Annotated in this window: 15 protein-coding genes and 1 pseudogene; 8 read left to right on the top strand and 8 right to left on the bottom strand. The window is 71.5% G+C overall.

Annotation, left to right across the window (positions count from 1 at the left end; all coding sequences use genetic code 11):
* Positions 1–44: 44 nt before the first annotated feature.
* Complete coding sequence (locus AB0B89_RS06945) at positions 45–791, top strand: glucose 1-dehydrogenase (RefSeq protein WP_358549294.1); 747 nt, start codon at positions 45–47, stop codon at positions 789–791.
* A gap of 2 nt (positions 792–793) precedes the next feature.
* Here AB0B89_RS06945 and AB0B89_RS06940 read toward each other — a convergent pair whose 3' ends face one another.
* A complete protein-coding gene (locus AB0B89_RS06940) occupies positions 794–1,300 on the bottom strand; it encodes an ATP-binding protein (protein WP_358549291.1) in 507 nt (168 codons plus the stop codon).
* A gap of 335 nt (positions 1,301–1,635) precedes the next feature.
* Here AB0B89_RS06940 and AB0B89_RS06935 point away from each other — a divergent pair, with 335 nt between their 5' ends.
* Complete coding sequence (locus AB0B89_RS06935) at positions 1,636–3,198, top strand: hypothetical protein (protein ID WP_358549288.1); 1,563 nt, start codon at positions 1,636–1,638, stop codon at positions 3,196–3,198.
* Here the strand turns inward: AB0B89_RS06935 and mptB are convergent.
* The gene (gene mptB, locus AB0B89_RS06930; RefSeq protein WP_358549285.1) at positions 3,188–4,657 is read right to left on the bottom strand and encodes a polyprenol phosphomannose-dependent alpha 1,6 mannosyltransferase MptB; all 1,470 of its coding nucleotides are present in this window, start codon (positions 4,655–4,657) and stop codon (positions 3,188–3,190) included. The two genes, AB0B89_RS06935 and mptB, sit on opposite strands and share 11 nt — an antisense overlap.
* A 614-nt stretch (positions 4,658–5,271) precedes the next feature.
* Entirely contained in the window at positions 5,272–7,047 is a 1,776-nt protein-coding gene (locus AB0B89_RS06925) for a phosphatidylglycerol lysyltransferase domain-containing protein (RefSeq protein WP_358549283.1), read from the bottom strand.
* Between the two features lie 301 nt (positions 7,048–7,348).
* Between AB0B89_RS06925 and AB0B89_RS06920 the strand changes: the two genes are divergently transcribed.
* Positions 7,349–8,416: an alpha/beta hydrolase-fold protein gene (locus tag AB0B89_RS06920; RefSeq protein WP_358549280.1), complete on the top strand. Its 1,068-nt coding sequence runs from the start codon at positions 7,349–7,351 to the stop codon at positions 8,414–8,416.
* Between the two features lie 33 nt (positions 8,417–8,449).
* Here the strand turns inward: AB0B89_RS06920 and AB0B89_RS06915 are convergent, their stop codons facing one another.
* On the bottom strand, positions 8,450–9,109 hold the full coding sequence (locus tag AB0B89_RS06915; protein WP_358549277.1) for a PaaI family thioesterase: 660 nt from the start codon (positions 9,107–9,109) through the stop codon (positions 8,450–8,452).
* 288 nt (positions 9,110–9,397) lie between these two features.
* Here AB0B89_RS06915 and AB0B89_RS06910 point away from each other — a divergent pair.
* Positions 9,398–9,766 (top strand): annotated as a pseudogene (locus AB0B89_RS06910) (CHAP domain-containing protein); the annotation flags it as partial.
* A 371-nt stretch (positions 9,767–10,137) separates the two neighbouring features.
* Here AB0B89_RS06910 and AB0B89_RS06905 read toward each other — a convergent pair.
* From AB0B89_RS06905 to AB0B89_RS06895, 3 genes are read right to left on the bottom strand one after another with little or no spacing between them, the layout of a single operon-like run.
* Positions 10,138–10,992 carry a TIGR03619 family F420-dependent LLM class oxidoreductase gene (locus tag AB0B89_RS06905; RefSeq protein WP_358549274.1) on the bottom strand — a complete coding sequence of 285 codons (855 nt, stop codon included), beginning with the start codon at positions 10,990–10,992 and terminating at the stop codon, positions 10,138–10,140.
* A gap of 16 nt (positions 10,993–11,008) precedes the next feature.
* Positions 11,009–12,019: an acyl-CoA dehydrogenase family protein gene (locus tag AB0B89_RS06900; RefSeq protein WP_358549271.1), complete on the bottom strand. Its 1,011-nt coding sequence runs from the start codon at positions 12,017–12,019 to the stop codon at positions 11,009–11,011.
* Positions 12,016–13,161, bottom strand: a complete 1,146-nt coding sequence (locus tag AB0B89_RS06895) for an acyl-CoA dehydrogenase family protein (RefSeq protein WP_358549268.1) — start codon at positions 13,159–13,161, stop codon at positions 12,016–12,018. The genes AB0B89_RS06900 and AB0B89_RS06895 overlap by 4 nt, the downstream gene beginning before the upstream one ends.
* Before the next feature lie 197 nt (positions 13,162–13,358).
* Between AB0B89_RS06895 and AB0B89_RS06890 the strand changes: the two genes are divergently transcribed.
* Together AB0B89_RS06890 and AB0B89_RS06885 are read left to right on the top strand one after the other, a co-directional pair.
* On the top strand, positions 13,359–14,462 hold the full coding sequence (locus tag AB0B89_RS06890; protein WP_358549265.1) for a Zn-dependent alcohol dehydrogenase: 1,104 nt from the start codon (positions 13,359–13,361) through the stop codon (positions 14,460–14,462).
* A 74-nt stretch (positions 14,463–14,536) separates the two neighbouring features.
* Positions 14,537–14,818, top strand: a complete 282-nt coding sequence (locus tag AB0B89_RS06885; protein ID WP_358549262.1) for a hypothetical protein — start codon at positions 14,537–14,539, stop codon at positions 14,816–14,818.
* 47 nt (positions 14,819–14,865) lie between these two features.
* Here the strand turns inward: AB0B89_RS06885 and AB0B89_RS06880 are convergent, their stop codons facing one another.
* Positions 14,866–17,121 carry an MMPL family transporter gene (locus AB0B89_RS06880; protein ID WP_358549259.1) on the bottom strand — a complete coding sequence of 752 codons (2,256 nt, stop codon included), beginning with the start codon at positions 17,119–17,121 and terminating at the stop codon, positions 14,866–14,868.
* Positions 17,122–17,259: 138 nt separating this feature from the next.
* Between AB0B89_RS06880 and AB0B89_RS06875 the strand changes: the two genes are divergently transcribed.
* Together AB0B89_RS06875 and AB0B89_RS06870 are read left to right on the top strand one after the other, a co-directional pair.
* On the top strand, positions 17,260–17,826 hold the full coding sequence (locus tag AB0B89_RS06875) for a helix-turn-helix domain-containing protein (protein ID WP_358549257.1): 567 nt from the start codon (positions 17,260–17,262) through the stop codon (positions 17,824–17,826).
* A 3-nt stretch (positions 17,827–17,829) separates the two neighbouring features.
* Positions 17,830–20,505, top strand: coding sequence for a LuxR C-terminal-related transcriptional regulator (locus AB0B89_RS06870; protein ID WP_358549254.1), 2,676 nt, complete (start codon positions 17,830–17,832; stop codon positions 20,503–20,505).
* Positions 20,506–20,541 lie beyond the last annotated feature (36 nt).

Raw genomic sequence — 20,541 nt, 5'->3', positions numbered from 1 at the left:
ACCGCCGGCGCCGGGCTCCGCACTTCGAACTCCGGAGGAACTTCATGGGGATACTCGACGGGAAGGTCGCCCTCATCACGGGCGGGGCACGGGGCATGGGAACCTCCCACGTCCGCCTGTTCCTCGCGGAGGGGGCCCAGGTGGTCTTCGGCGACGTGCTCGAAGAGGAGGGCAAGGCGCTGGCCGAGGAGACGGGCGCCATCTACGTGCGGCACGACGTGACCCGGCCCGAGGAGTGGGCCCACGCCGTGTCGGTCGCCACCGGCGCCTACGGCAAGCTCGACGTGCTGGTGAACAACGCCGGGATCCTGCGGTTCCGGCGGATCGCCGACATGACCGTGGAGGAGTACGAGCGCGTCCTCGACGTGAATCTGAAGGGCACCTGGCTCGGCGTGAAGTCGGTGATCGAGCCCATGAAGGCCGCCGGGCGGGGGTCGATCGTCAACATCTCGTCGGTCGAGGGGTTCATCGGGGCCGAGGGGATGTCCGCCTACGCGGCCTCGAAGTTCGGTGTGCGCGGGGTGACCAAGTCGGCGGCCCGCGAGCTGGCCAAGTCGAAGATCCGCGTCAACTCCGTACACCCCGGGGCCATCGACACGCCGATGGTCGCGAGCCCGGAGCTGGCCGAGGTGGACGGCGAGGCCTTCGTCAAGGCCATGGTGATCAAACGCTTCGCCAAGCCGGTCGAGGTCTCGCACGTGGTGGCGTTCCTCGCCTCCGACCGGTCCAGCTACTGCACGGGCAGCGAGTTCACGGTCGACGGCGGCCTGCTCACCGGGGCGGGCTACTGACCCTATGGCGGCGGCCTGGCGTTGCCGGACAGTTCGGACGGCGCTGACGGCGCTGACCGCTCAGACGGCACGGACGGCCCGGATGGCGCACAGGGCTCGAAAGGCTCGGCCGGCCGCAGGACGCACGTGAACCAGATGGTCTTGCCGCCTCCCGCGGGGACGTGCTGGACGCCCCATAAGTCGGTGAGGGCGGTGACGATCCGCAGGCCGCGCCCGTGCTCCAGCTCGGTCCCGGCGGCGCGGACGCGGGGCCATCCTTCGCCCCCGTCGGTGACGGCACCGGTCAGCATGCCCGGACCGGCGCGGAGAGCGAGGTGGATGGGGGGAGCGCCGTGGATGATGGCGTTCCCCAGTAACTCGGTGACGACGACCACCACATCGTCGACGAGGTCGTGAAGATTCCACTCGGTGAGCGCCTCCCGGACCATCGCGCGGCACTTCGCCGTGACGCTCGGGTCGGCGGGCAGCTCCCAGCGGGCCTCACAGGGGCAGGATGGGATGCCGGTCATCACGAATCTCCCTGGCCTTTCGCTCGGGGACGCATCGGCCTCGTGACGGCCCCCCGCAGTGGATCGGCGGGATCTGCGTAACGGGGCGGACCTTTACCTTCAGGCGGGCGGCGTCCGCCTCAACAGGCGCTCGGAAGGGGTGCGTCTGTAGGGCCGGGCGAGGGAGCGTGCGCCCGGACGCCCTGTGGGGACAGAAACCGGCGCTCTGGCCGCCGATTCCTGACAACCCTCCGTAGCCGATTGATTGTTCTGGCTACTCTCGGTGTCGGCAATACGCATCCACGGGGGTCGGAGGGTACGCGATGCCACGTAAGCCACGCAGCCTCAAAGAGGAGATGGACCGCCTTACCGCCGAGCTTCGCGAAAGGGGGTCGACCTGGGCCGAGATCGCCCGAGAGTACCAGCGGCGCTACCGCCTCAACTCGCGGCAGGCCTTCCGGGAGGCCCATCGCTTCACGCAGGACCGCGTCGTGGACGAGTGGAAGGCGCTGTGGCCGTCCGAGCCGTTCAGCGTCCGCAAGCTCGGCTCATGGGAGGCGTGGCCCGGCCTCACCGGCAACGAGCCTCCGGTCGCCGGGCTCAACCGGCTGGCCCGCATCTACGGATGCCGGGCGTGCGACCTCGTCGACGGCGAGGACCACACAGAGAGCGACCAGAACGCGAATGTCCCCCGCAGGCGGGATGTCCCGCCCGCACCAACCACCGTTAGCCTCACATTTAGCGACATTAAGGGCATTTTGCCCACTCAGCCGCTCCGTGAGCCGATGTCTCCAGGAGAACTGCGTGATCGGGAGTTCCAGCAACTCGTCCACGCCTTCACGGATTGGGCAACGCAGATGAATCGACGTGACGTTCTCGCGCTGATCGGAGCGGCCGCCACCTCCGCCTACGCCTCGCCGGTCCTCGACCGGCTCGACAGTGACGAGTCGCAGCGCGTGACGATGGCGGCGGCCAGCCCGAACCGGGTCGACGACGCGACGATCGGGCATATCGACGCGGTGCTGCGGCACTGCATGCGCCAGGAGGACGCGCTCGGGCCCCAGGTGACCGTGGCGACCGTGCTCGCCCAGGAGCACCTCGTCGTCTCGCTGCTCTCCGCGGGGGCGCCGGAGCAGATGCGGTCGAAGTTACTCTCGCTGCTCGCCGACATCCGCCGCTGCAACGCGTGGATGCTGTTCAACCTCAACGACTTCAAGGGCGCCGACTACTACTACTCGCAGGCGAGGAACGCGGCGCACCAGGCCGACGACGACGCCATGTGCAGCATGGTCCTCGCCAACTGGAGCCAGCTCGCCACCTGGCGGGGCGATCCACGCCTCGGGGTCGAGCACGCGCTGGGCGCCCTGGCCTGGGGCCAGCGGGCGGGCAGCAAGCTCCTGACCGCCTACGCCTGCGACGTCGGCGCCCGCGCGTACGCCGCCGTGGTGAGGCGCTCGGCCAAGGGCGAGCGCCGCAAGGACCACACGCGCTGCTTCCGGTCGGTGGACCAGGCCCAGCGGGAGCTCCACGGAGCCGACGCCGGCGATCCGGGCGCCCGGCTCGTCCCCTTCTACGGGGAGGGCCAGTACCTCTCGACCAAGACCGGCTGCCTGCTCGACACGGGCGACCCGGCCCAGGCGCTCCAGGTGGCGGCTACCGCGGCGGCCGGCATCGACCCCGCCTTCGTGCGCAACGTCGCCTACATCCGCCTCAAGACGGCACAGGCCCACCTCCACCTGCGCGACATCGAGAAGGCGTGCGAGGAGCTCGGCGAGGCGGCACGCCTGGCCGGGCACAACACCTCCCCGCGCCTGGTCCGCTCGGTCGTGGAGACCCGCGAGAAGCTCGGCCCGTGGCACCGCACCCGCAGCGTGGCGGCCCTGGACGAGCGCCTGCACGCCGCCCGCCTCATCGCCTGAGCGTCCGCGAGCGGAAGGCGCCCGCCAGGCTCAGCACGATCACGCAGAGGATGATGAGGTCCGCGGCCAGCGGGGCGACCCACGGCCGGTAGGTCTCGGAGATCCACTGGGACATCGCGCTGGGCCGCAGGACGCCGGAGGCCCCGGGCAGGTAGATGAGGCCGGTCACCACCCCTCGGGCGACCAGCAGCCCGTCGAGTCGGCAGGCCGGCATGAGGGCCAGCAGGGGGAACAGCAGCGCGTCGTACCAGGGATGCTGCACGGGTGAGGTGAGCAGCCAGCAAAGGCACCACGCCAGCGCGGGGCGTACGGAGGGCAGGTCAGGCGGCCCGGGGGGAAGCCGCCAGCACAGCAGGAGCCCGATGAGGAAGGCGGCGCCGAGGGCGAGCCTTCCCTCCAGGGCCGACGGCTCCATCCCGAGGCCGAGCGCGTCGGTGATCACGCGCCACGGGTCCGCGAGCGAGTGAGAGCCGATCTTGCCGGCCACGTTGCCGAATGCCTCCGGGCCCTGCGTCGCGTACGCCCCGACCAGCGCCGCGAGCACGCCCATGCCCATGCCGGCGAACGTGGTCGCCGACCGGCGGGCCGCCCACGCCAGGCCCGCCCCGGCGAGGATGAACGGCGCCTTGACGGCGGCCGCCGCGCCGAGCAGGGCCCCGGCCACAAGGCCCGCGACCGCTCCGCCCCGCCGCAGCGCCAGGAAGGCCGCGAGCAGCGGGAACACTCCGAGGCCGTCGACGTGGCCGCCCAGCACGACGTGCCACAGCATCAGCGGGTTGAGACTCCACAGCAGGTGGACGCGGACGCGCCTCTCGCGGCCGGGCCCCGCCAGCCGGTCGAGGACGATGGCGGACAGCAGGAAGGCGAGGGCGGTCATCAGCTTGAGCGCCAGCACGGTGCCCGCCATCGAACCGCCGCCGAGCCGCGAGGCCGCCAACTGCGCCCATGTGGCCAGCGGCCCGTACACCGATGGGGCGTGGCGCCACGCGAGAGGGGCCAGCTCGCCGACCGGGTCCCCGATCTCGTGCAGCCACGCCGGGGTGGTCACGTACGGGTCCTGCCCGAGGGCGGCGATGCGACCGTAGACCGCGTAGTTGAGCACGTCCGTCGACCCGGCGGGGGGTACGAGCGCGAGGGCGACGACGGAGGTCACCGTGCCGGCGAGCAGGAGCCCGCGCGCGGGACGCCACCCGCGGCGCAGCCCGTACAGCGCGACGCCGACGCCGAGCCCGCCGGCGATGACGACCGTCCAGCAGAGCTGGATCACCAGCGCGTCCTCGGGGGCGGCCCGGAACGACCAGGGCGGATCGCCGCCGCCGAGCTCGGGCACCGCCGCGGACGGGCCGAGGAGGGCCACGGCCAGCATGACGGCGATCGCGAGGGCGATCAGGACGAGTCCCGCGTGCCCGGCGAGGCGCGCGCGCCGGGGCGGGAGGTGGACTTCCGGCCGCCTCGTCATCGGCGGCAGGGAGACGGGTCGAACCGACGTCGGCACCGGCCAATCCTCCAGGGGGGAGCTACCACGATGGTCACGCCGTCGCGGCGACAAGGCCGCGAGACGGCACACGCGCCGGGCCTGCCGCATGATCGGCTCCTACTGGGATCGCGACCGGATCGCCGACCTCACGGTAAAAGCAGCCGGGTCAACGGCAGCTTGGCGCAGCATTAACGTGTTGCTTACCTTAAGCGAAGATCGCCCGAGATGATGCCTCATTGAGTTGATAGTCCTAGCTCCTGGGAGAAGCGGTAGCATCGTGATCGGCACAGTTCAGTGGGGGGCGGGACGACGCCTTTCCCCGGCGTTTCGCGCGGGCGCGCATATCAGCGTCCGGTTAACTTAGATCAGCGCACGGTTAACGCGGAGGGCCGCCCTTTCCATCGGATAACCGGAATGCTCGTCACTATCATTCACGTCCGGCAGATGACGCCGATGCGCGTTCAGATCGTTATCGTCGCAGAAATGCGGCTTTATGATGCTCGATGCCTGACACACCGTGTTTCCCGTGCGTTTCACGTCGCATGCGAACTGTAACCACTCAGCAAGCCCGCTATAAACGAATTTTTCCCCGATTTTTACGGCGAAACCGGTAGCGGACCGCCGGATGGGGTGGGACCGGGCGGGAGCGACCCGGAGCGGTGCTTGCGCCCGAAGGGCAGCTTGGGCATGCCGACGGTGAGGAACGCCTCGGCCTGGAGCGCCGAGATGCCGATGCGCGGCAGGTCGCGGGCCGTGGGGTACACCAGGAACCTCGGCTCCCAGTAGGGCCGGAACTTGGCGTTGAACTTGTACAGCGACTCGATCTGGAACCAGCGCGACAGGAACACCAGCAGGCCCCGCCAGGCCCGCAGCACCGGGCCCGCGCCGAGCCGTTCGCCCCGTGCGAGCGCCGAGCGGAACATGGCGAAGTTGAGGGAGACCCTGGTCACGCCCATGGTGGGCGCGGCCTGCAGGGCCTTGACGATCAGCAGCTCGTTGAGCCCGGGGTCGGCGTCGCGGTCGCGGCGCATCAGGTCGAGGGAGATGCCGTTGGCGCCCCAGGGGACGAAGTGGAGGATCGCCCGGATGTCGCCTCCTGGCAGGCTCCTGCCGTCCTCGCTCGCCTTGTGCGCCGTGACGACCACGCAGTCGCCGTCGGCGGGGTCCCCGAAGCGGCCGAGGGCCATCGAGAACCCGCGCTCGGTCTCGGTGCCGCGCCAGGCGTCGGCGGCCGTGCGGATCTGCTCCTTCTCCTCCTCGCTGAGGTCGCGGACGCGCCTGACCAGGCACTTGTAGCCCGCCCGCTCGGTGCGGTTGACCATCTGGCGGACGTTGCGCATGGTGCGGCCTTCGAGGGTGAAGTCGGCGACCTCGACGATCGCCTCGTCGCCGATCTCCAGCGCGGACAGCCCCGCCTCGCGGGTCCAGACCTCGCCCCCGGCCTCGCTGCACCCGATGACCGCGGGGACCCAGGCGTGCCGCCCGACCTCCTCCATGAAGCGTTTGATCGCCCCCGGCCACGCCTCGATGTCGCCCACGGGGTCGCCGCTGGCGAGCATCACGCCCGCGACGACGCGGTAGGCGATCAGGGCCTTGCCCGAGGGGGAGAAGATCACGCTCTTGTCGCGCCGCAGCGCGAAATAGCCCAGCGAGTCGAGCTCTCCGTGGCGGGCGAGCAGGCCGCGCACCCGCTTCTCGTCGTCGGCGCTGAGCGCCGCCACGGGCCTCTCAGGACGGAGCGCGAGGTAGAGCGTGGTGATCGCGGTGAGCGCGCCGAGCCCAGCCAGCGAGTAATACACCAGGTCAGCGGTACGGTCGAGAGAGTATTGGACCGGCCCTTCCATGCCGAAGAGACCGAGGAGAACATGCTGGAACCGCTCGCCGTTGGTCGGCTCGCCCACGATGATCGCCGGGTGCACGCCGACGATGACCCAGCCGATGACGATGTCGAGCAGGCCGAGCGCGAGGAAGTTCCACAGGGCCCGCCAGCGTGACCGGGGATCCGACAGGGCATGGAACTCACGCCGATTGATCAGGAGAACGATGAAAAGCACCAGGCTGATGGCGGCGGTGGCGGAGTGCCGCCAGCGCAGGGCCTCCACCAGTGCTCCAAGGGGCAGGAGCACCACCACGGCCCGCCAGGCCCGCACCTTACGGCGGCGCAGGGCGTGGGCGAGCATGACGAGCAGCACTCCCACCAGGATCGAGGCCGCCGCGGCGAGCGTGGTGACCGTGCCCGGGAGGATGCCCGCGATGGCGCTGACGCGGCTCCGGCGGAAATGCGGAACCACACCTCTGACGATGTCGAGTATCCCGATGGCGAGCGCGGCGTATCCGGCTGCCGCCGGCACCCACGAGCGCGACGCCAGCATTCGCGAAAGGCGTGTCCGATCCCTCACGTCAAGACACACTAGAGGGTGAGGTCCGTGCGTTGTGCATCCGGGAAGTGATACATCCTTACCCTGGCCTTATATCGATTGAGTAACTTTTGCTGGGCACTACCCTAAAAGATGCTGGGTGTGGGACCAAGACCGGGGGAGAGTTAGATTGGGACTCACAGCAACAAAGCTGGAGCTTCTGGTGGGCCTGCTCTCAGTAGCAGCGCTCGTCGCGTCAGTCTGGTGGATTTGGCCGAGGCTGAGCGCACGCACCTGGCCGGCCGTTATCGGGCGTGTGGGAGTTCTTCTGGGAAACCAGGTTCTCACCCTTTTCGCGCTCGCGCTCGTCATGAACAACTATTTCGGCTTCTACAGTAGCTGGAGCGACCTTTTCGGCACCGACGGCGGTTCCGCCGCGCCCATCGTGACCGACGCCGAGACCGGGCACGGGGATCCCGGCACGTCGCCGTCCAAGGGCGTCCAGATCATCAGCAGCGCGCACGTACCGTTGATCACCACCAAGAAGGGCCACTCCGGGGGCAGGCTGGAGCAGGTCGTCATCTCGGGGGCCACCTCGAAGCTGAGCTCCCCCGCGTACGTGTACCTGCCCCCGCAGTACTTCGAGAAGAGGTTCGCCCACACGCGCTTCCCGGCGATCCTGGCGCTGACCGGCTACCCGGGCGACGCCCGCAACCTGGTCACCCGCATGAACATCCCGACCGTGGCCGCCAAGGCGATCGACCGCAACGAGATGGTGCCGACGATCATGGTGCTGATGCGCCCGACCGTGGCGCCGCCCCGCGACACCGAGTGCATGGACGTGCCCGGCGGCCCCCAGGTCGAGACGTACTTCACCAAGGACCTGCGGGACTCGATGGCCGGCGCCTTCCGCGTGGGGACCGACGCCGCCAACTGGGGCGTTCTCGGCGGGTCCACGGGCGGATACTGCGCGCTGAAGATGAGCATGCGCCATCCGGAGGCCTTCTCCAGCGCGGTGTCCCTCTCGGGCTACTTCAAGGCGCCCATCGACGCCACGACCGGTGACCTGTTCGGCGGCAGCCGGAGGCTCCAGGACGAGAACGACCTGATGTGGCGCCTGGCGAACCTCCCCCACCCGCCAATCTCCGTGCTGGTGACCAGCAGCAGGAAGGGCGAGTCGAACTACAAGACGACGCTGGCGTTCCTGGACGCGGTGAAGCCCCCGATGCAGGCGTCCTCGCTGATCCTGCCGAGCGGCGGGCACAACTTCAACACGTGGAACCGCGAGGTCCCGCAGGCCCTGCCGTGGCTGGCGCAGCAGCTCCACGTGCCCGTCGGCGAGGCGCCCGCCACACCCGGCGTCACGCCCTCTCCGGCGTCCTGATCGCGTGAGGGGCTCACCCGCCGCTCACGCGCGTCAGGCGTTGACGGCCCCTTCGACGGGCTCGTCGCCGCTCACCCACTGGGTGGGCGTGATGAACAGGCCCGTGGCCTCGACCAGGGTCGTCCCGTCCTGTGAGGCGATCGTGCCCTCGGCCCAGGTCTTGCGCCCCTCGGCGCGCGAGACGCCCGCGGAGGCCACCAGCGGCTCGCCGTAGGGGGCGGGCCGCCGGTACCTGATGCTCAGCGTGCCCGTCACCCCCGCCCTGCCGGACGTGGCGACCGCGTCTCCCAGCAGGTGGTCGAGGATCATGGCGGTCACGCCGCCGTGCACCGAGGCGGGCGGCCCCACGTGGGCCGGCCGGAAGACCACCTCGGCCCTGGATCCGCCTTCGGCGGGCCTGTCGATGACGAGCGGGAGCGCGTGGGGGTTGCACTCGCCGGTGACGGCGTTGCCCATGTGCCGGAAGCGGCCGTCCGGGCCGAACTCGTGCGGGAGCGGGGCCGCGCGCCGGGTGGCGTTCAGCCGCTCGGTCAGCGCCACGAGGCCGGCGGTCACCGACGTCAGCTCGTCCTCGGGCACGTCCGTCACCACGACCGCGTCGACGAGGTCCCGCACCTGCTGGGCGAGCACGGCGAGGGCCGCGAGACGGGCCTCGCCATCGGACTCCTGGGGCGTCACGAGATCGGGCATCATGACGCCGATTCTAGGGCGCGTCACCGAACGACATTCGAATCTGACCGCTTTAGTCATGTTTGGGTAAAAGAATCCCATTCGAGGAATGTCGCGCCGACGGGCCGTACCGGGACGGAAACCCCTACGGGCACGGGCTTCCGGGCGAGCGGCCCCCGTGGGGACGCCAAGCGAGGGTCAAGTTGGCACCCTTTTGACCTGGGCTTTTCCTGACTAACGTCCTCCACCACAGCACGGAACACCCGACGTGCCCCAGCGTCGGTCGTACAAGCGGAAGGTCCCTCACTTCCTATGTCGCCTGAAGTCCAGAAGATCCTTGATTTGCTCAAGACCCAGCTCGGCTACAGCGAGCAGGGTGGCGGTTACACCAAGTTCGGAGACTGGTACGGCAACACGGTCGAGTTCGACTCCGACTACTCCGCCCAGCCCTGGTGTGACATGTTCCTGTCGTGGGCGGCCCACAAGCTCGGCTACGACAAGTGGTTCGGCCAGTTCGCCTACACCGTCGACCACGCGAAGTGGTTCATCGACCACGACGCCTGGGGCTCCACCCCCGAGCCGGGCGCCGTGGTGTTCTTCGACTGGGGAGGCTCGGACGTCGTCGACTACATCGACCACGTGGGCATGGTCCTCTCCGTCGACGGTGACACCATCCACACGATCGAGGGGAACGTCGACGGCCAGTTCGTCCGGGAGAAGGTCAGGGACCAGAGCTACGTCGTCGGCTACGGCTACCCCGGCAAGGTCCAGGCCAAGATGGCCGCCCAGCCCGTCCTGGCGAAGGCCTCCTTCACCGGCGCCTCGCTCGCGGGCCCCTCGCAGAAGGACGCCGCGTCCGCGATGAGGCTGACGGCGGCGGAGTTCCGGATGCCGTCGGTCCCCACCGGCCCCGCGCCCCGGCAGGCCGACCCCGGCATGGGCGCGCTGGTGGTCCCCCTGCTGATCGCCGCCCTCGTGCTGGTCGCCTACTTCAAGATCACGCGCGCCTCCGTACGGCTGGCGCTCGCCGCCGCCCGGCGAGGGCCGGGCGCTCAGTCCACGGCCCGGTCGCCGAGGCCGTACCGGGCGGCGAACTCCGCCAGCCTCGCCACCGCCTCGCGGCCCCGCGTCCAGGGCCGGACGATCATGCGGTCCACGCCGAGCGCCTCCCAGCCGCCGACTTCGCCTGGCCCCGACAGCGAGTAGGCGTGCACGGTGACGGAGAAGGGATCCGCCGAGCCGTGGGCGCGCCGCAGGGCGGTGAGCCGGTCGAGCCGGGGACGGATCGACTCCAGCGTGTGCGGCATGCTGATCCAGCCGTCGCACAGGGTGGCCGCCCGGCGCAGCGCCGCGACCGACTCGCCCCCCGCGAGGATGGGCAGCCGCTCCTGGACCGGCTTGGGCTCGAAGGCGACCTCCGGGAAGGCGAAGAACCTCCCGCTGTGCGCCACGACCCGCTCCGACCAGAGCCGCCTGGTCACCTCGATGGCCTCGTCCAGCCGTGGCCCGCGCGTCGCGAAGTCCACGCCCGCCGCCAGCCACTCCCCCGGATACCACCCGGCGCCCACCCCGCAGATCGCCCGGCCTCCCGAGACCACGTCCAGGGTGGCGAAGGCGCGGGCCGAGACGAACGGGTGCCGCAGGGCGTACAGGTGCACCGCCGTGCCGAGCCGCACCCGTGAGGTGAGGGCGGCCAGCCAGCACAGGTAGGCGGGCGCGTCGAAGAGCGGGGTCGCCGGTGAGATGCCCGGCCTTTCGGTTCCGGGATAGACGGCCTGCGACAGGTCCGTGGCGAAGACGAGATGCTCGGGCAGCCATACCGATTCGAACCCCAGCTCGTCGGCGGCCACGGCCGCGTCCTTCCAGGCCGCCGGGTGCAGCAGGCCGAGCGGGACGCCGAACCTCACGGTCCCGCCCCCGCGGTCACGGCCATCTCCGCAGCTCGGGGGTGCCGAGGATCGCCGACCTGAGGCGCGAGCGGTGCAGGCCCGTGTTCCCGTAGGCCGACGCGAGCGACCAGACGCGGGCGAGCCACAGCCGCAGGTCGAGCTCGTCGGTGTAGCCGATGGCCCCGTGGACCTGGAGCGCGACCCGGGCGGCGCGGTCGGCCGCCTCGCCCGCCGCCGCCTTGGCCGCGCTCACGTCCCGGTCGGCCGAGGGCAGGTCGCGGTCGGCGGCGAGCGCCGCCGCGTAGACGAGCGGCGCGGCGAAGTCGATCGCGATGGCGACGTCGGCGAGCTGGTGCTTCACCGCCTGGAACGTCCCGACGGCCGCGCCGAACTGCCTTCGCGTCCTCGCGTAGCCCACCGTCGTCTCCAGCAGGTGCCGGGCCAGCCCGATGAGCTGCGCCGCGACCGCGACCGTCACCCCCCGCAGGGCGCCGGGTCCCGCGTGCGCCAGGCGGGCTCCGGGCGAGGGGTCGAAGGCGACGGCGAACAGCCTGCGGACCGGATCCACGCCCGGCTGGGGAGTGAGCCGCGCGCCGCCCGCCGGCACGGCGTACAGCTCGCCGTCCTCCTCCAGGATCAGCAGGTCCGCGAGGTCGGCGTCCGGGGCGTACACCTGGTCGCCGAGGCGCACGCTCACGATCGTCGTGCCGGCCGCCACCCCCGGCAGGGCCGACGAGGCCGCGGCCGGGTCGGCGGCGAGGAGTACGGGCGCGGCGGCGACGGTCTCGGCGACGGGGCCGGGCAGGGCGGCCCTTCCCGTCTCCTCGAAGGCCAGCACCGCGTCGGTCATCCCGAGCCCCATGCCGTCGTGGTGTTCGGGGACGAGCATCCCGAACAGCCCGGCCTTCGCCAGGTGTGACCAGGCCGGCGTGCGGTCGCCGCCCAGCCCCGCCTCCCGTACGGCCCGCGCGGGGCAGTGTGCCCGGAGCACGTCCCTGACGGTGACCGCGAGGGCGAGCTGGTCGTCGCTGAACGCGAAGTTCATCGCGGCAGTCCGAGGACGCGCTCGGCGATGATGTTCCGCTGGATCTCGTTGGTGCCCGCGTAGATCGGGCCGGCGAGGGAGAACAGGAAGCCGTCGAGCCACCGCCCGCCGTCCGCGGAGTCGGGCGCGCCGCCGGAGAGGAGCCCGCGCTGGCCGAGGAGCTGGAGGGCGAGGGTGTGCATGCGCACGTCGAGCTCGGACCAGAAGACCTTCCCCATGCTGGACGCCGAGCCGATCTCCTCTCCCGCGGCGAGCCTGCGGGCGGTGCCGAAGGTGTGCAGACGGTACGCCTCGGCGTCGAGCCAGGCCCGCGCCACCTGGTCGGCGAGCACGGGATCGGGGTTCAGCGTGCGCGCCAGCCGTACGAGGCGGTCGGCGGTGGCCAGGAAGCGGCCGGGGCTCCGCAGCGTGAGGCCGCGTTCGGAGGAGGTCGTGGCCATGGCGATGCGCCAGCCCTCCCCCGGCGAGCCGAGCACCTGATCGTCCGGGACGAAGACGCCGTCGAAGAACAGCTCGGCGAACCCGTGCTCGCCGTCGAGCTGAGCGATCGGGCGGACCGTGACGTCGCGGAGCGGGAACATGAAGTAGGTGAGGCCGCGATGACGGGAGGACCCGGGATCCGAACGGAACAGGCCGAAGGCCCAGTCCGCGTAGCCGGCCCGGGAGCTCCAGGTCTTCTGCCCGTACAGGCGCCAGCCGCCGTCCACCCGCTCGGCGCGCGAGCGCAGCGAGGCGAGGTCGCTGCCGGCCTCGGGCTCCGACCAGGCCTGGGCCCAGACGTCGTCGGCCCGTGCCATCCTGCCGAGGAACCTGTCGCGCTGGGCGGGGGTCCCCGTGGTGAACAGGGTGGGCGCGAGCAGGAAGATGCCGTTCTGGCCGACCCTGCCGGGCGCGCCCGCCGCCCAGTATTCCTCCTCGAAGATCAGCCACTCGACCAGGGACGCGTCCCGCCCGCCGTACTCGCGTGGCCAGCTGACGACGGAGTAGCGTTCGGCGGCGAGCAGGCGCTCCCACTCCCGGTGCGCCTCGAAGCCCTCGGCGGTGTCCATGGAGGGGAGCGGAGGATCCGGCACGTGCGCCGCCAGCCAGCCGCGCACCTCGGCCCGGAAGTCCTGCTCCGCCCGTGTGAAGTCCAGATCCACATGTCCTCCGTAGATCGCGGCCCAAACTAGCGCACGTTTGGTCGCACGCAGAGTAGGTTCGAGCTGTGAGGGTGTCAATGGACCCCGGGCGAGGCCGTCCCATGCCAAGCAATTGCTTGCTTTGATCACACCGCCTCGCTAGCGTTCGGACCAGAGCCATGAAGACGCGTGGACACAGGTGGGACGGAGCCCGGCGGATGTTGATGCGCGCAGCCGTACTGACCGAGTTCGGGTCCGAGATGGAGATCCGGGACATCGAGATCGCCGCCCCCGGCCCCGGCGAGGCGCGGGTCAAGATCGCGGCCTCCGGCGTGTGCGGCTCCGACATCAAGGCCCTGGACGGCAAGAGCCCCGTCGTGCGCGAGCTTCCCTTCGTCCTCGGCCACGAGAGCGCGGGCGTGGTCGAGAGCGTCGGCGAGGGCGTGACCTCCCTCCGGCCGGGCGACCACGTCATCGTCGCGATGAACGGTCCCTGCGGGCGCTGCCGCGACTGCGGCGCGGGCCGCTTCCACCTGTGCGGGGATCCGGCGCGGATGGCCGCCATCATGGGCACGATGGGCGACGGCACCACCCGCCTGAGCGTCGACGGCACGCCCGCCAAGACGATGATCGGCATCGGCTCGTTCGCCGAGTACGTCGTCGTCGGCGAGCGCATGTGTGTCAAGATCGCCAAGGACGCGCCCATGGACCTGATGTGCCTGCTCGCCTGCGCGGTGGTCACCGGGGTAGGCGCGGTGCTCAACGTGGCCGAGGTACGGCCCGGGTCCAGCGTCCTTGTGGCCGGCTGCGGCGGCGTCGGGCTCAACGTCGTTCAGGGAGCCGTCCTGGCCGGGGCCACGACGATCATCGCGGCGGACGTCGCCGAGCCCAAGCTGGCGCTCGCGGGGAAGTTCGGCGCGACCCACACGATCCTGGTGGACGACCTGCCCGCGCAGGTGGGCGGCATCGTGCGGGGCGGCGTCGACTACGCCTTCGACGTCACGGGCGTGGCGGGCGTGCTCGCCACGGCGTTCGCGGCCACCCGGCCCGGGGGCACGACGGTCATGGTGGGCAGCCCGCCCGCCGGAACCACCGTCGGCGTCGAGGCCTCCCTGCTGTTCGCCTCCCGCCGCCTGATGGGCACCCAGGGCGGCGACGCGGCCCCCATACGCGACCTGCCGATGCTGGCCGAGCAGTACCTGCGCGGCCGTCTCGACCTGGACGGCCTGGTCAGCGAGCGCGTCCCCCTCGACCAGATCAACCGGGCGGTCGAGCACGTGCGCGGGGGCGCCGTCGCCCGCAGCGTCATCGTGTTCGACTGAGTCATCGTCTTCGGCCGGGGGCCCCGGCGCGGTACTGTCGGCATCGGTTCGGCGGGCGGCGGAGAGCAAGGGACATGGCGACGGAGTTCGAGCTCGGCGACTACATCCTGGTGCAGGACGGCAGGACCCTTGAGGTCTTCCACCGCACCCTGTCCGAGAGCAGGCGCTACCACGTGGCGTTCCTCGGGGTGGACGTGAAACCGCGCGGCGATGGGTTCCGGGTCAGCCTCGGCGCCAGGAACGGAGACGACGTCGTCAACGGGGTGAGGCTCCAGATGGACTCCGAGCAGTTCACCCGTTTCCGGGAGTTCATCGCCCTGGCCATCGCGGCCCGCGACCGCACGGACGTCCCGTAGCCCAGCGGACGTCCTTGTGCCCAGACGTGTGCCCGCCGGGCACGGGGTCAGGTCCGGCCGGTGGTCACGAGCTCCTTGCCGGGGCCCTGTGTCACCGGTCGCTCGTCATCGTCCTCGGCGTGGTCGGCGATCGACAGGTTGGGCAGGATCCGGTCGAGCCAGGGCGGGCACCACCAGTTGAGCCGGCCCAGGAGCACCATCGTGGCCGGCACGAGCAGCCCGCGGATGATCGTCGCGTCCACGGCGATCGCGACGGCGAGCCCCACGCCGAACACCTTGACCAGCGGGTCCGGGTAGGCGATGAACGCGACGAACACCACCACCATGATCAGAGCCGCGGACGTGATGACCCGGCCCGTCGCCCCGAGCCCCTCGGCGACCGCCCGCCGGTTGTCCCCCGAGCGCAGGTACGCCTGGCGGACCGAGGTCAGCAGGAAGACCTCGTAGTCCATGGACAGTCCGAACAGCACGGCGAACAGCATGAGCGGCACGTACGAGTCGATGGGCACCGTGAAGAAGAGCGTCGTCAGGAACGACCCGTCCATCGACACTGGCGGGTCCATGCCGACCAGGCCGCTGCCGAGCCCGTACGAGAAGACGATGGCCAGCGCGCCGAACGCCGCGCCGAGCGAGATGAGGTTCATCAGCGCCGCCTTGGCCGCGACCAGAGGCGCGCGGAAGGCGAACAGCAGGAGCAGCGCGCTGAGCAGCACGACCACGCCGATCACGGCTGGGGTGCGCTCGGCGATGCGGTCGCTCGCGTCGGCCATGCCCGCGACCTCGCCGCCGACGTGCAGCCGCACACCGGGCACGTGCAGGCCGCGGACCGCGCGGACCACGTCCCCCGCGCGGGGGTCGCTCGGGGCGTACTCCGGCACCACCTGGAACAGCACGGACGTCCCCGAAGTGTTGATCTTCGCGGGCGCCACGTGCGCGACGCCGGGCACGTACGTCAGGCGGTTCTTCAGGTCATTCACCACCGGGGCCGGCGGGTCGCCCGCCGCGACCTTGGAGTCCAGCTCGCCGACGACGATCAGCGGGCCGTTGCTCCCCGGGCCGAACCCGGCCTGCGTCAGCTCGTACGCCCGCCGCGCGGGCTGCCCGCGGTCGGCGTAGCCGTCGTCCACCGGGCCGAGCTTCAGCGCCAGGGCCGGGGCGGCGAGCGCGCCGAGCACGACCGCGGAGACCGCGAGCACCCGCCACGGGCGCCGTGCGACCCAGGCGCCGAGCCCGGCCCAGCCGTTCACCGGGGCGTGCGCGCTGCGGCGCCGGGGGCCGACGAACGGCAGGCGCAGCGCGTTGATGCGGTGGCCGAGGAGGCCGAGCAGCGCGGGCACCAGGGTGAGCGAGGTGAGCACCGCGCACACCACCGATATACCGGTGATCCAGCCGAGCGTGCGCAGCATCGGGAAGCCCGCGAGCATCAGCGCGGTGAGCGCGATCACGACGGTGCCCCCGGCGAACAGCACCGCGCCGCCCGCGCCCGCGGTCGTACGGCGGACGGACTCCTGCACGGGCACGCCGTCGGCGAGCAGCTTCCGGTGCCGTGACAGCAGGAACAGGGCGTAGTCGATGCCCACGCCGAGCCCGATCATGGATGCCATGACCGACGCCTGCTTGGGCACGTCCACGATGTGACCGAGCACGCCGATGACGCCGAGACCGACGCCGAGGCTGATGATCGCGGTGAAGACGGGCACCAGCGCGGCGACGAGCGTGCCGAACGCGAGGAGCAACACCAGCAGGGCGCAGGCCACGCCGATGATCTCGCTGGACCCGGTCTTGATCTCCTTGTCGGCGGGGGTCCCGCTGTCGGCCGGGACCGCCTCGATGCCGATCTCCCGCACGGGCTGCGCCGCCTCGGAGATCTGCTTCGAGGTCTCCGCGAGCTTGCTCGAATCGTTGCCGGACAGCCGGACGGTGATGAGCCCGATCACCAGGTTGGAGGAGATCCCGCCCGTGCGGTACGGCCCGTCCACCTGGACCACGTGGGGGACCTCGCGGACCTCGGCCATGGCCTTCTCGACCGCGCGCTTGCGCTCCGCGGTCAGCAGCGAGCCGTCCTTGGAGTACAGGACGAGCTGAACGGTGCCGCCGGGGTCGTACCCGGGGCCGAAGCCGTCGCGCATGAGATCGTGGGCGCGCTGGGCGTCCGTCCCCGGGATGGAGACGTTGCTGTTGACGGGACGGCCGAACACCACGGTGCTCAGCGTGAGCGTCCCCGCGAGGATGATCCACGCCGCGAGCACGATGCGGCCGTGGCGCGCGCACCAACCACCCAATCGACCAAGCAAGCTAGCCATCGGTGACCGTCCCAGACACTATTGATTAATTCCGAAACACACGTGAAACGTCCGGTTCTGTACGGCCGTGCAGGACGTCCGTTTAAGAGCTTAGGCGCGATTATCCTGAAATGCTCCACCGCGCTGAGAAGTGAGACCATGACCACATTCGACCGTGGCGGCGACACCCGTAGCCGGATCCTCGCCGCCGCGCGCCAGCTGTTCGCCGAGCGTGGCTACGCCGCCACCTCTCTCGCCGACATCGCCGCCCGCGTCGGGCTGACCAAGACGGCCGTGGCCTACCACTTCCACCCCAAGGACACGCTGGCCGCGGAACTGATCGCACCGGCGGCCGACGACCTGCTCGCGCTGCTCGGAGGTGATTTCGGCGCCGACCCGCGCCATTTCATCGAGCCGCTGACGGATTTCGTCGTGCGCCATAGGGCCGTGATAAGGCTGCTCATGGAGGATATCGGCGGAGCCGACGACGCTCCTCCCGGGTCCCCGGGAGAGACCATCCGGGCCTTCCGCGACGAGATCTACGCCCGGCTCGCCGGGCCGTCACCCGGCAGCGCCGCCCGGATCCGGGCCTGGGCGGTCATGGGCTCCCTTCAGTCCGCCGTGGTGAAGACCACCGACCTTCCGCAGGAGACGGTACGAGGACCGCTGCTCGCCTCCGCCCTCGCCGTCCACGACGCGGCCCTGGCCGGCGACCAGGGCCGGTGACGCGTGGACGAACCCCCCACCTCCGCGTACGCCCCCACCCCCATCCCCGGCCCCGCACCTGACCCTGCCGATCGGCCGGCCGTCCTGCGCCGGTTCGAGGCCGCGCTGCTCCATCCGCCCGTGACGCTGCTGATCCACGGCGAGGCGGGCATCGGGAAGACCCACCTGCTGGCCGAGACCGAGGCGCTCGCCAGGTCCATGGGCTACCGCGTGCTCCACGGCCAGGCGCGCGACTTCGGAAGCGGCCTCGCCTACGCCTCGCTCGCCGACGCCCTCGGCCCCCTCCACGCCGACCCGGCCGCGCGCGAGCCGCTCAAGGAGTTGCTGGACGCCATCGACCAGGCGGCGCTCGGCATCACCGGCGCCGCCCCCGTCGTGCGCACCGCCAACCTGCTGGAGGGGCTGCCGGGCCGTACGTTCCTCGCCGTCGACGACCTGCACCTGGCCGACGCCGACACCCTCGGCGTGCTCTCCTACCTCCCCCGCCGGGTACGGGGCCTGGCCGTCGCCGGTACGGCGAGACGCCTGCCCGCGATGGACGCCGACCTGGCCGTCCGGCTCAGCCCGCTGTCACTCGACGAGGTCACCGCGCTGGTGACCAGCCTGCTCGGCCGTACCCCTAGCGAGTCGATCCTGCGCCACGTCCACGACGAGAGCCGGGGCAACCCGTGGTTCGTCCGCGAGGCGGTGCTGACGCTCGTACACGGCGGCGCGGTCCAGTCGGCCTACCCGGGACCGCGCAGGGGCGCGATACTCGGCCGCCTGTTCCAGCGCGACCAGGGCGGCCGGAACCTCGCCAAGGTGCTCGCCGCTCTGCGCCGCACCCGTCCGGCCGGCATGGCCGACCTGGACGCGCTGGCCGAGGTCGCCGGCCTCGACGCCGCCGAGGCGGAGCGCGCGTTCGACGGGCTGGTGAGGGACGGCCTGGTCGTGGGTGCCGGCGAGGGCACGTACGAGTTCGCCCACCCGCTGGTCGCCGAGGCCCTCTACGCCGACCTCGGCCCGGCCGAACGGCGCCGGGTCCACACCCGCATCGCCGAGCTGCTCCACCGGCAGGGTCTCAGCGGGACGCGCCGGGTCCTGGAGTGGGCCACCCACCTCGCCGAGGGCGGCACGAGCGCCCAGGCGCTGCCCGCCATGCTCCGCGCCGCCGAGCTGACCCGCTGGACCGCTCCGCTCTCCGCCGGCCACTGGTACGGCAGGGCCGCCGAGCTGGCGCCGCCCGGCGAGCGCGGCGTTCTGCTGGCCAGGCAGGCGCTGTCGTACTGGAAGGGCTCCCGCCCCGTGGACGCGCTGCGCGCCGGGCGGGCGGCCCTCGCGGTTCTGCCCCCAGGACGCCGTCACACGCGCATGGCGCAGACGACGTTCAACGCCGCCCGTGCCATGGGCCAGTACGACGTGGCCCTGTCGATCGCCGCCGAGCGGCTCCCCTTCGCCGACAACCCGGCCGCCCTGCTCGCCCAGCAGGCCGTGGTGAGCACCCAGCTCGGCCTGGACTCGGCCGGCCTCGTGGAACGGGCATGGGAGGCCGTGCCGCGGTGTCCTCCGGAGGACCTGGTGATCACCCTCAGCGCCCTCGCCGGCGACGCGATCATCAAGGGCCGGTGGGAGGAGACCGAACGCGCGCTGGACACCCTCCTGTCGGCCTCGGCCGCGCTTCCGCCCGCGGGCCGGCTGGCCGCCCTGGAGTCGGCGGCCCACATCCTCGCCAGCGGCGGCGCGCGCACCCGTACGCTGGACCTGCTCGCCCAGGCCGGGCAGATCTACAGAGGGCTCGGCTGGCACGACATCGCGGGCCAGCACGCCCGCACGATGGCCGTGGTAAGGCGGCTCGGCGGCGAGTGGGAGCACGCCCTGCGTGACATCCGGTCCGACGCGGTCACCCTCACCGACGCCGGACTCTGGGAGAACGTGGCGCTGCTGCGCAACATCGAGCTCGACATCCTGCTCGACCAAGGCAGGTACGACGAGGCCGAGCCGCTCCTCGCCGACCCCCCGCCGAAATGCCCGCAGCACCTGTCGCTGCGGGCCGTGTTCAAGGCCAGGCGGGTGCTGGGCCTCGGAGACCGTACGACGGCCGCCCGGCTCCTCAATGAGGCGGTCGCGAGCGGACCGCCGGACGTCCTGCACCGCGCGCTCGGCGTCCGCGTGCTCATGCACAGCACGGCGCGAGAGCTGGACGCGGCCCGCGAGGCGGCCATCGCCCTGGCGGACGTCGTCAGGACCGGCACGCCCCGGGCGCGTATGATCTCCGAGCTGGCGTCGGCGGCGGTCTTCAAGGATGTCGAGATGGCCGAGGCCGTTCTGGAGGCGGCCAGGGCGGACGGCCTGAGGTTCGAGGAGGCCCGCGCACGCCTCGTCCTCGGAGCCCTCGGCGACGGCGCCCAGCTCGTACGGGCGCACGGGATCTTCACCGACCTCGGCGCGGCGCCGTGGCGTGAGCGGACGGCCCGCCGCCTCAGGGACGCCGGTCTCGCCCCGGCCCCCGCCGCCGCGCTCACCCCGGTCGAACGACGCGTCATCGAACTGGTCGCGACCGGCCTCTCCAACCCCCAGATCGCCGACGAACTCCACTACAGCCGCAAGACGGTGGAGGTCTACCTGTCCCGCGTGTACGCGAAGACCGGCCTGCGCTCCCGCGTCGAGCTGGCCCTGGCATACGAACGCGGCGAGGTCTGACTGCTCTTATTCGGGGGCTCCTGTATTCGGGTGCTC

Source organism: Sphaerisporangium sp. NPDC049002 (assembly GCF_040649355.1).
Classification (GTDB): domain Bacteria; phylum Actinomycetota; class Actinomycetes; order Streptosporangiales; family Streptosporangiaceae; genus Sphaerisporangium.
Note: the sequence above shows the minus strand (reverse complement) of the source record. Positions and strands in the feature narration are given on the sequence as shown.

Excerpts from the sequence above, each read along its gene's own strand:
- AB0B89_RS06925 (WP_358549283.1), bottom strand. The coding sequence starts at position 7,047 with ATGCTGGCGTCGCGCTCGTGGGTGCCGGCGGCAGCCGGATACGCCGCG.
- AB0B89_RS06885 (WP_358549262.1), top strand. The coding sequence starts at position 14,537 with ATGGCGACGGAGTTCGAGCTCGGCGACTACATCCTGGTGCAGGACGGC.
- AB0B89_RS06900 (WP_358549271.1), bottom strand. The coding sequence starts at position 12,019 with ATGAACTTCGCGTTCAGCGACGACCAGCTCGCCCTCGCGGTCACCGTC.
- AB0B89_RS06945 (WP_358549294.1), top strand. The coding sequence starts at position 45 with ATGGGGATACTCGACGGGAAGGTCGCCCTCATCACGGGCGGGGCACGG.
- AB0B89_RS06890 (WP_358549265.1), top strand. The coding sequence starts at position 13,359 with ATGTTGATGCGCGCAGCCGTACTGACCGAGTTCGGGTCCGAGATGGAG.
- AB0B89_RS06880 (WP_358549259.1), bottom strand. The coding sequence starts at position 17,121 with ATGGCTAGCTTGCTTGGTCGATTGGGTGGTTGGTGCGCGCGCCACGGC.
- AB0B89_RS06875 (WP_358549257.1), top strand. The coding sequence starts at position 17,260 with ATGACCACATTCGACCGTGGCGGCGACACCCGTAGCCGGATCCTCGCC.
- AB0B89_RS06940 (WP_358549291.1), bottom strand. The coding sequence starts at position 1,300 with ATGACCGGCATCCCATCCTGCCCCTGTGAGGCCCGCTGGGAGCTGCCC.
- mptB (WP_358549285.1), bottom strand. The coding sequence starts at position 4,657 with ATGACGAGGCGGCCGGAAGTCCACCTCCCGCCCCGGCGCGCGCGCCTC.
- AB0B89_RS06915 (WP_358549277.1), bottom strand. The coding sequence starts at position 9,109 with ATGATGCCCGATCTCGTGACGCCCCAGGAGTCCGATGGCGAGGCCCGT.
- AB0B89_RS06935 (WP_358549288.1), top strand. The coding sequence starts at position 1,636 with ATGGACCGCCTTACCGCCGAGCTTCGCGAAAGGGGGTCGACCTGGGCC.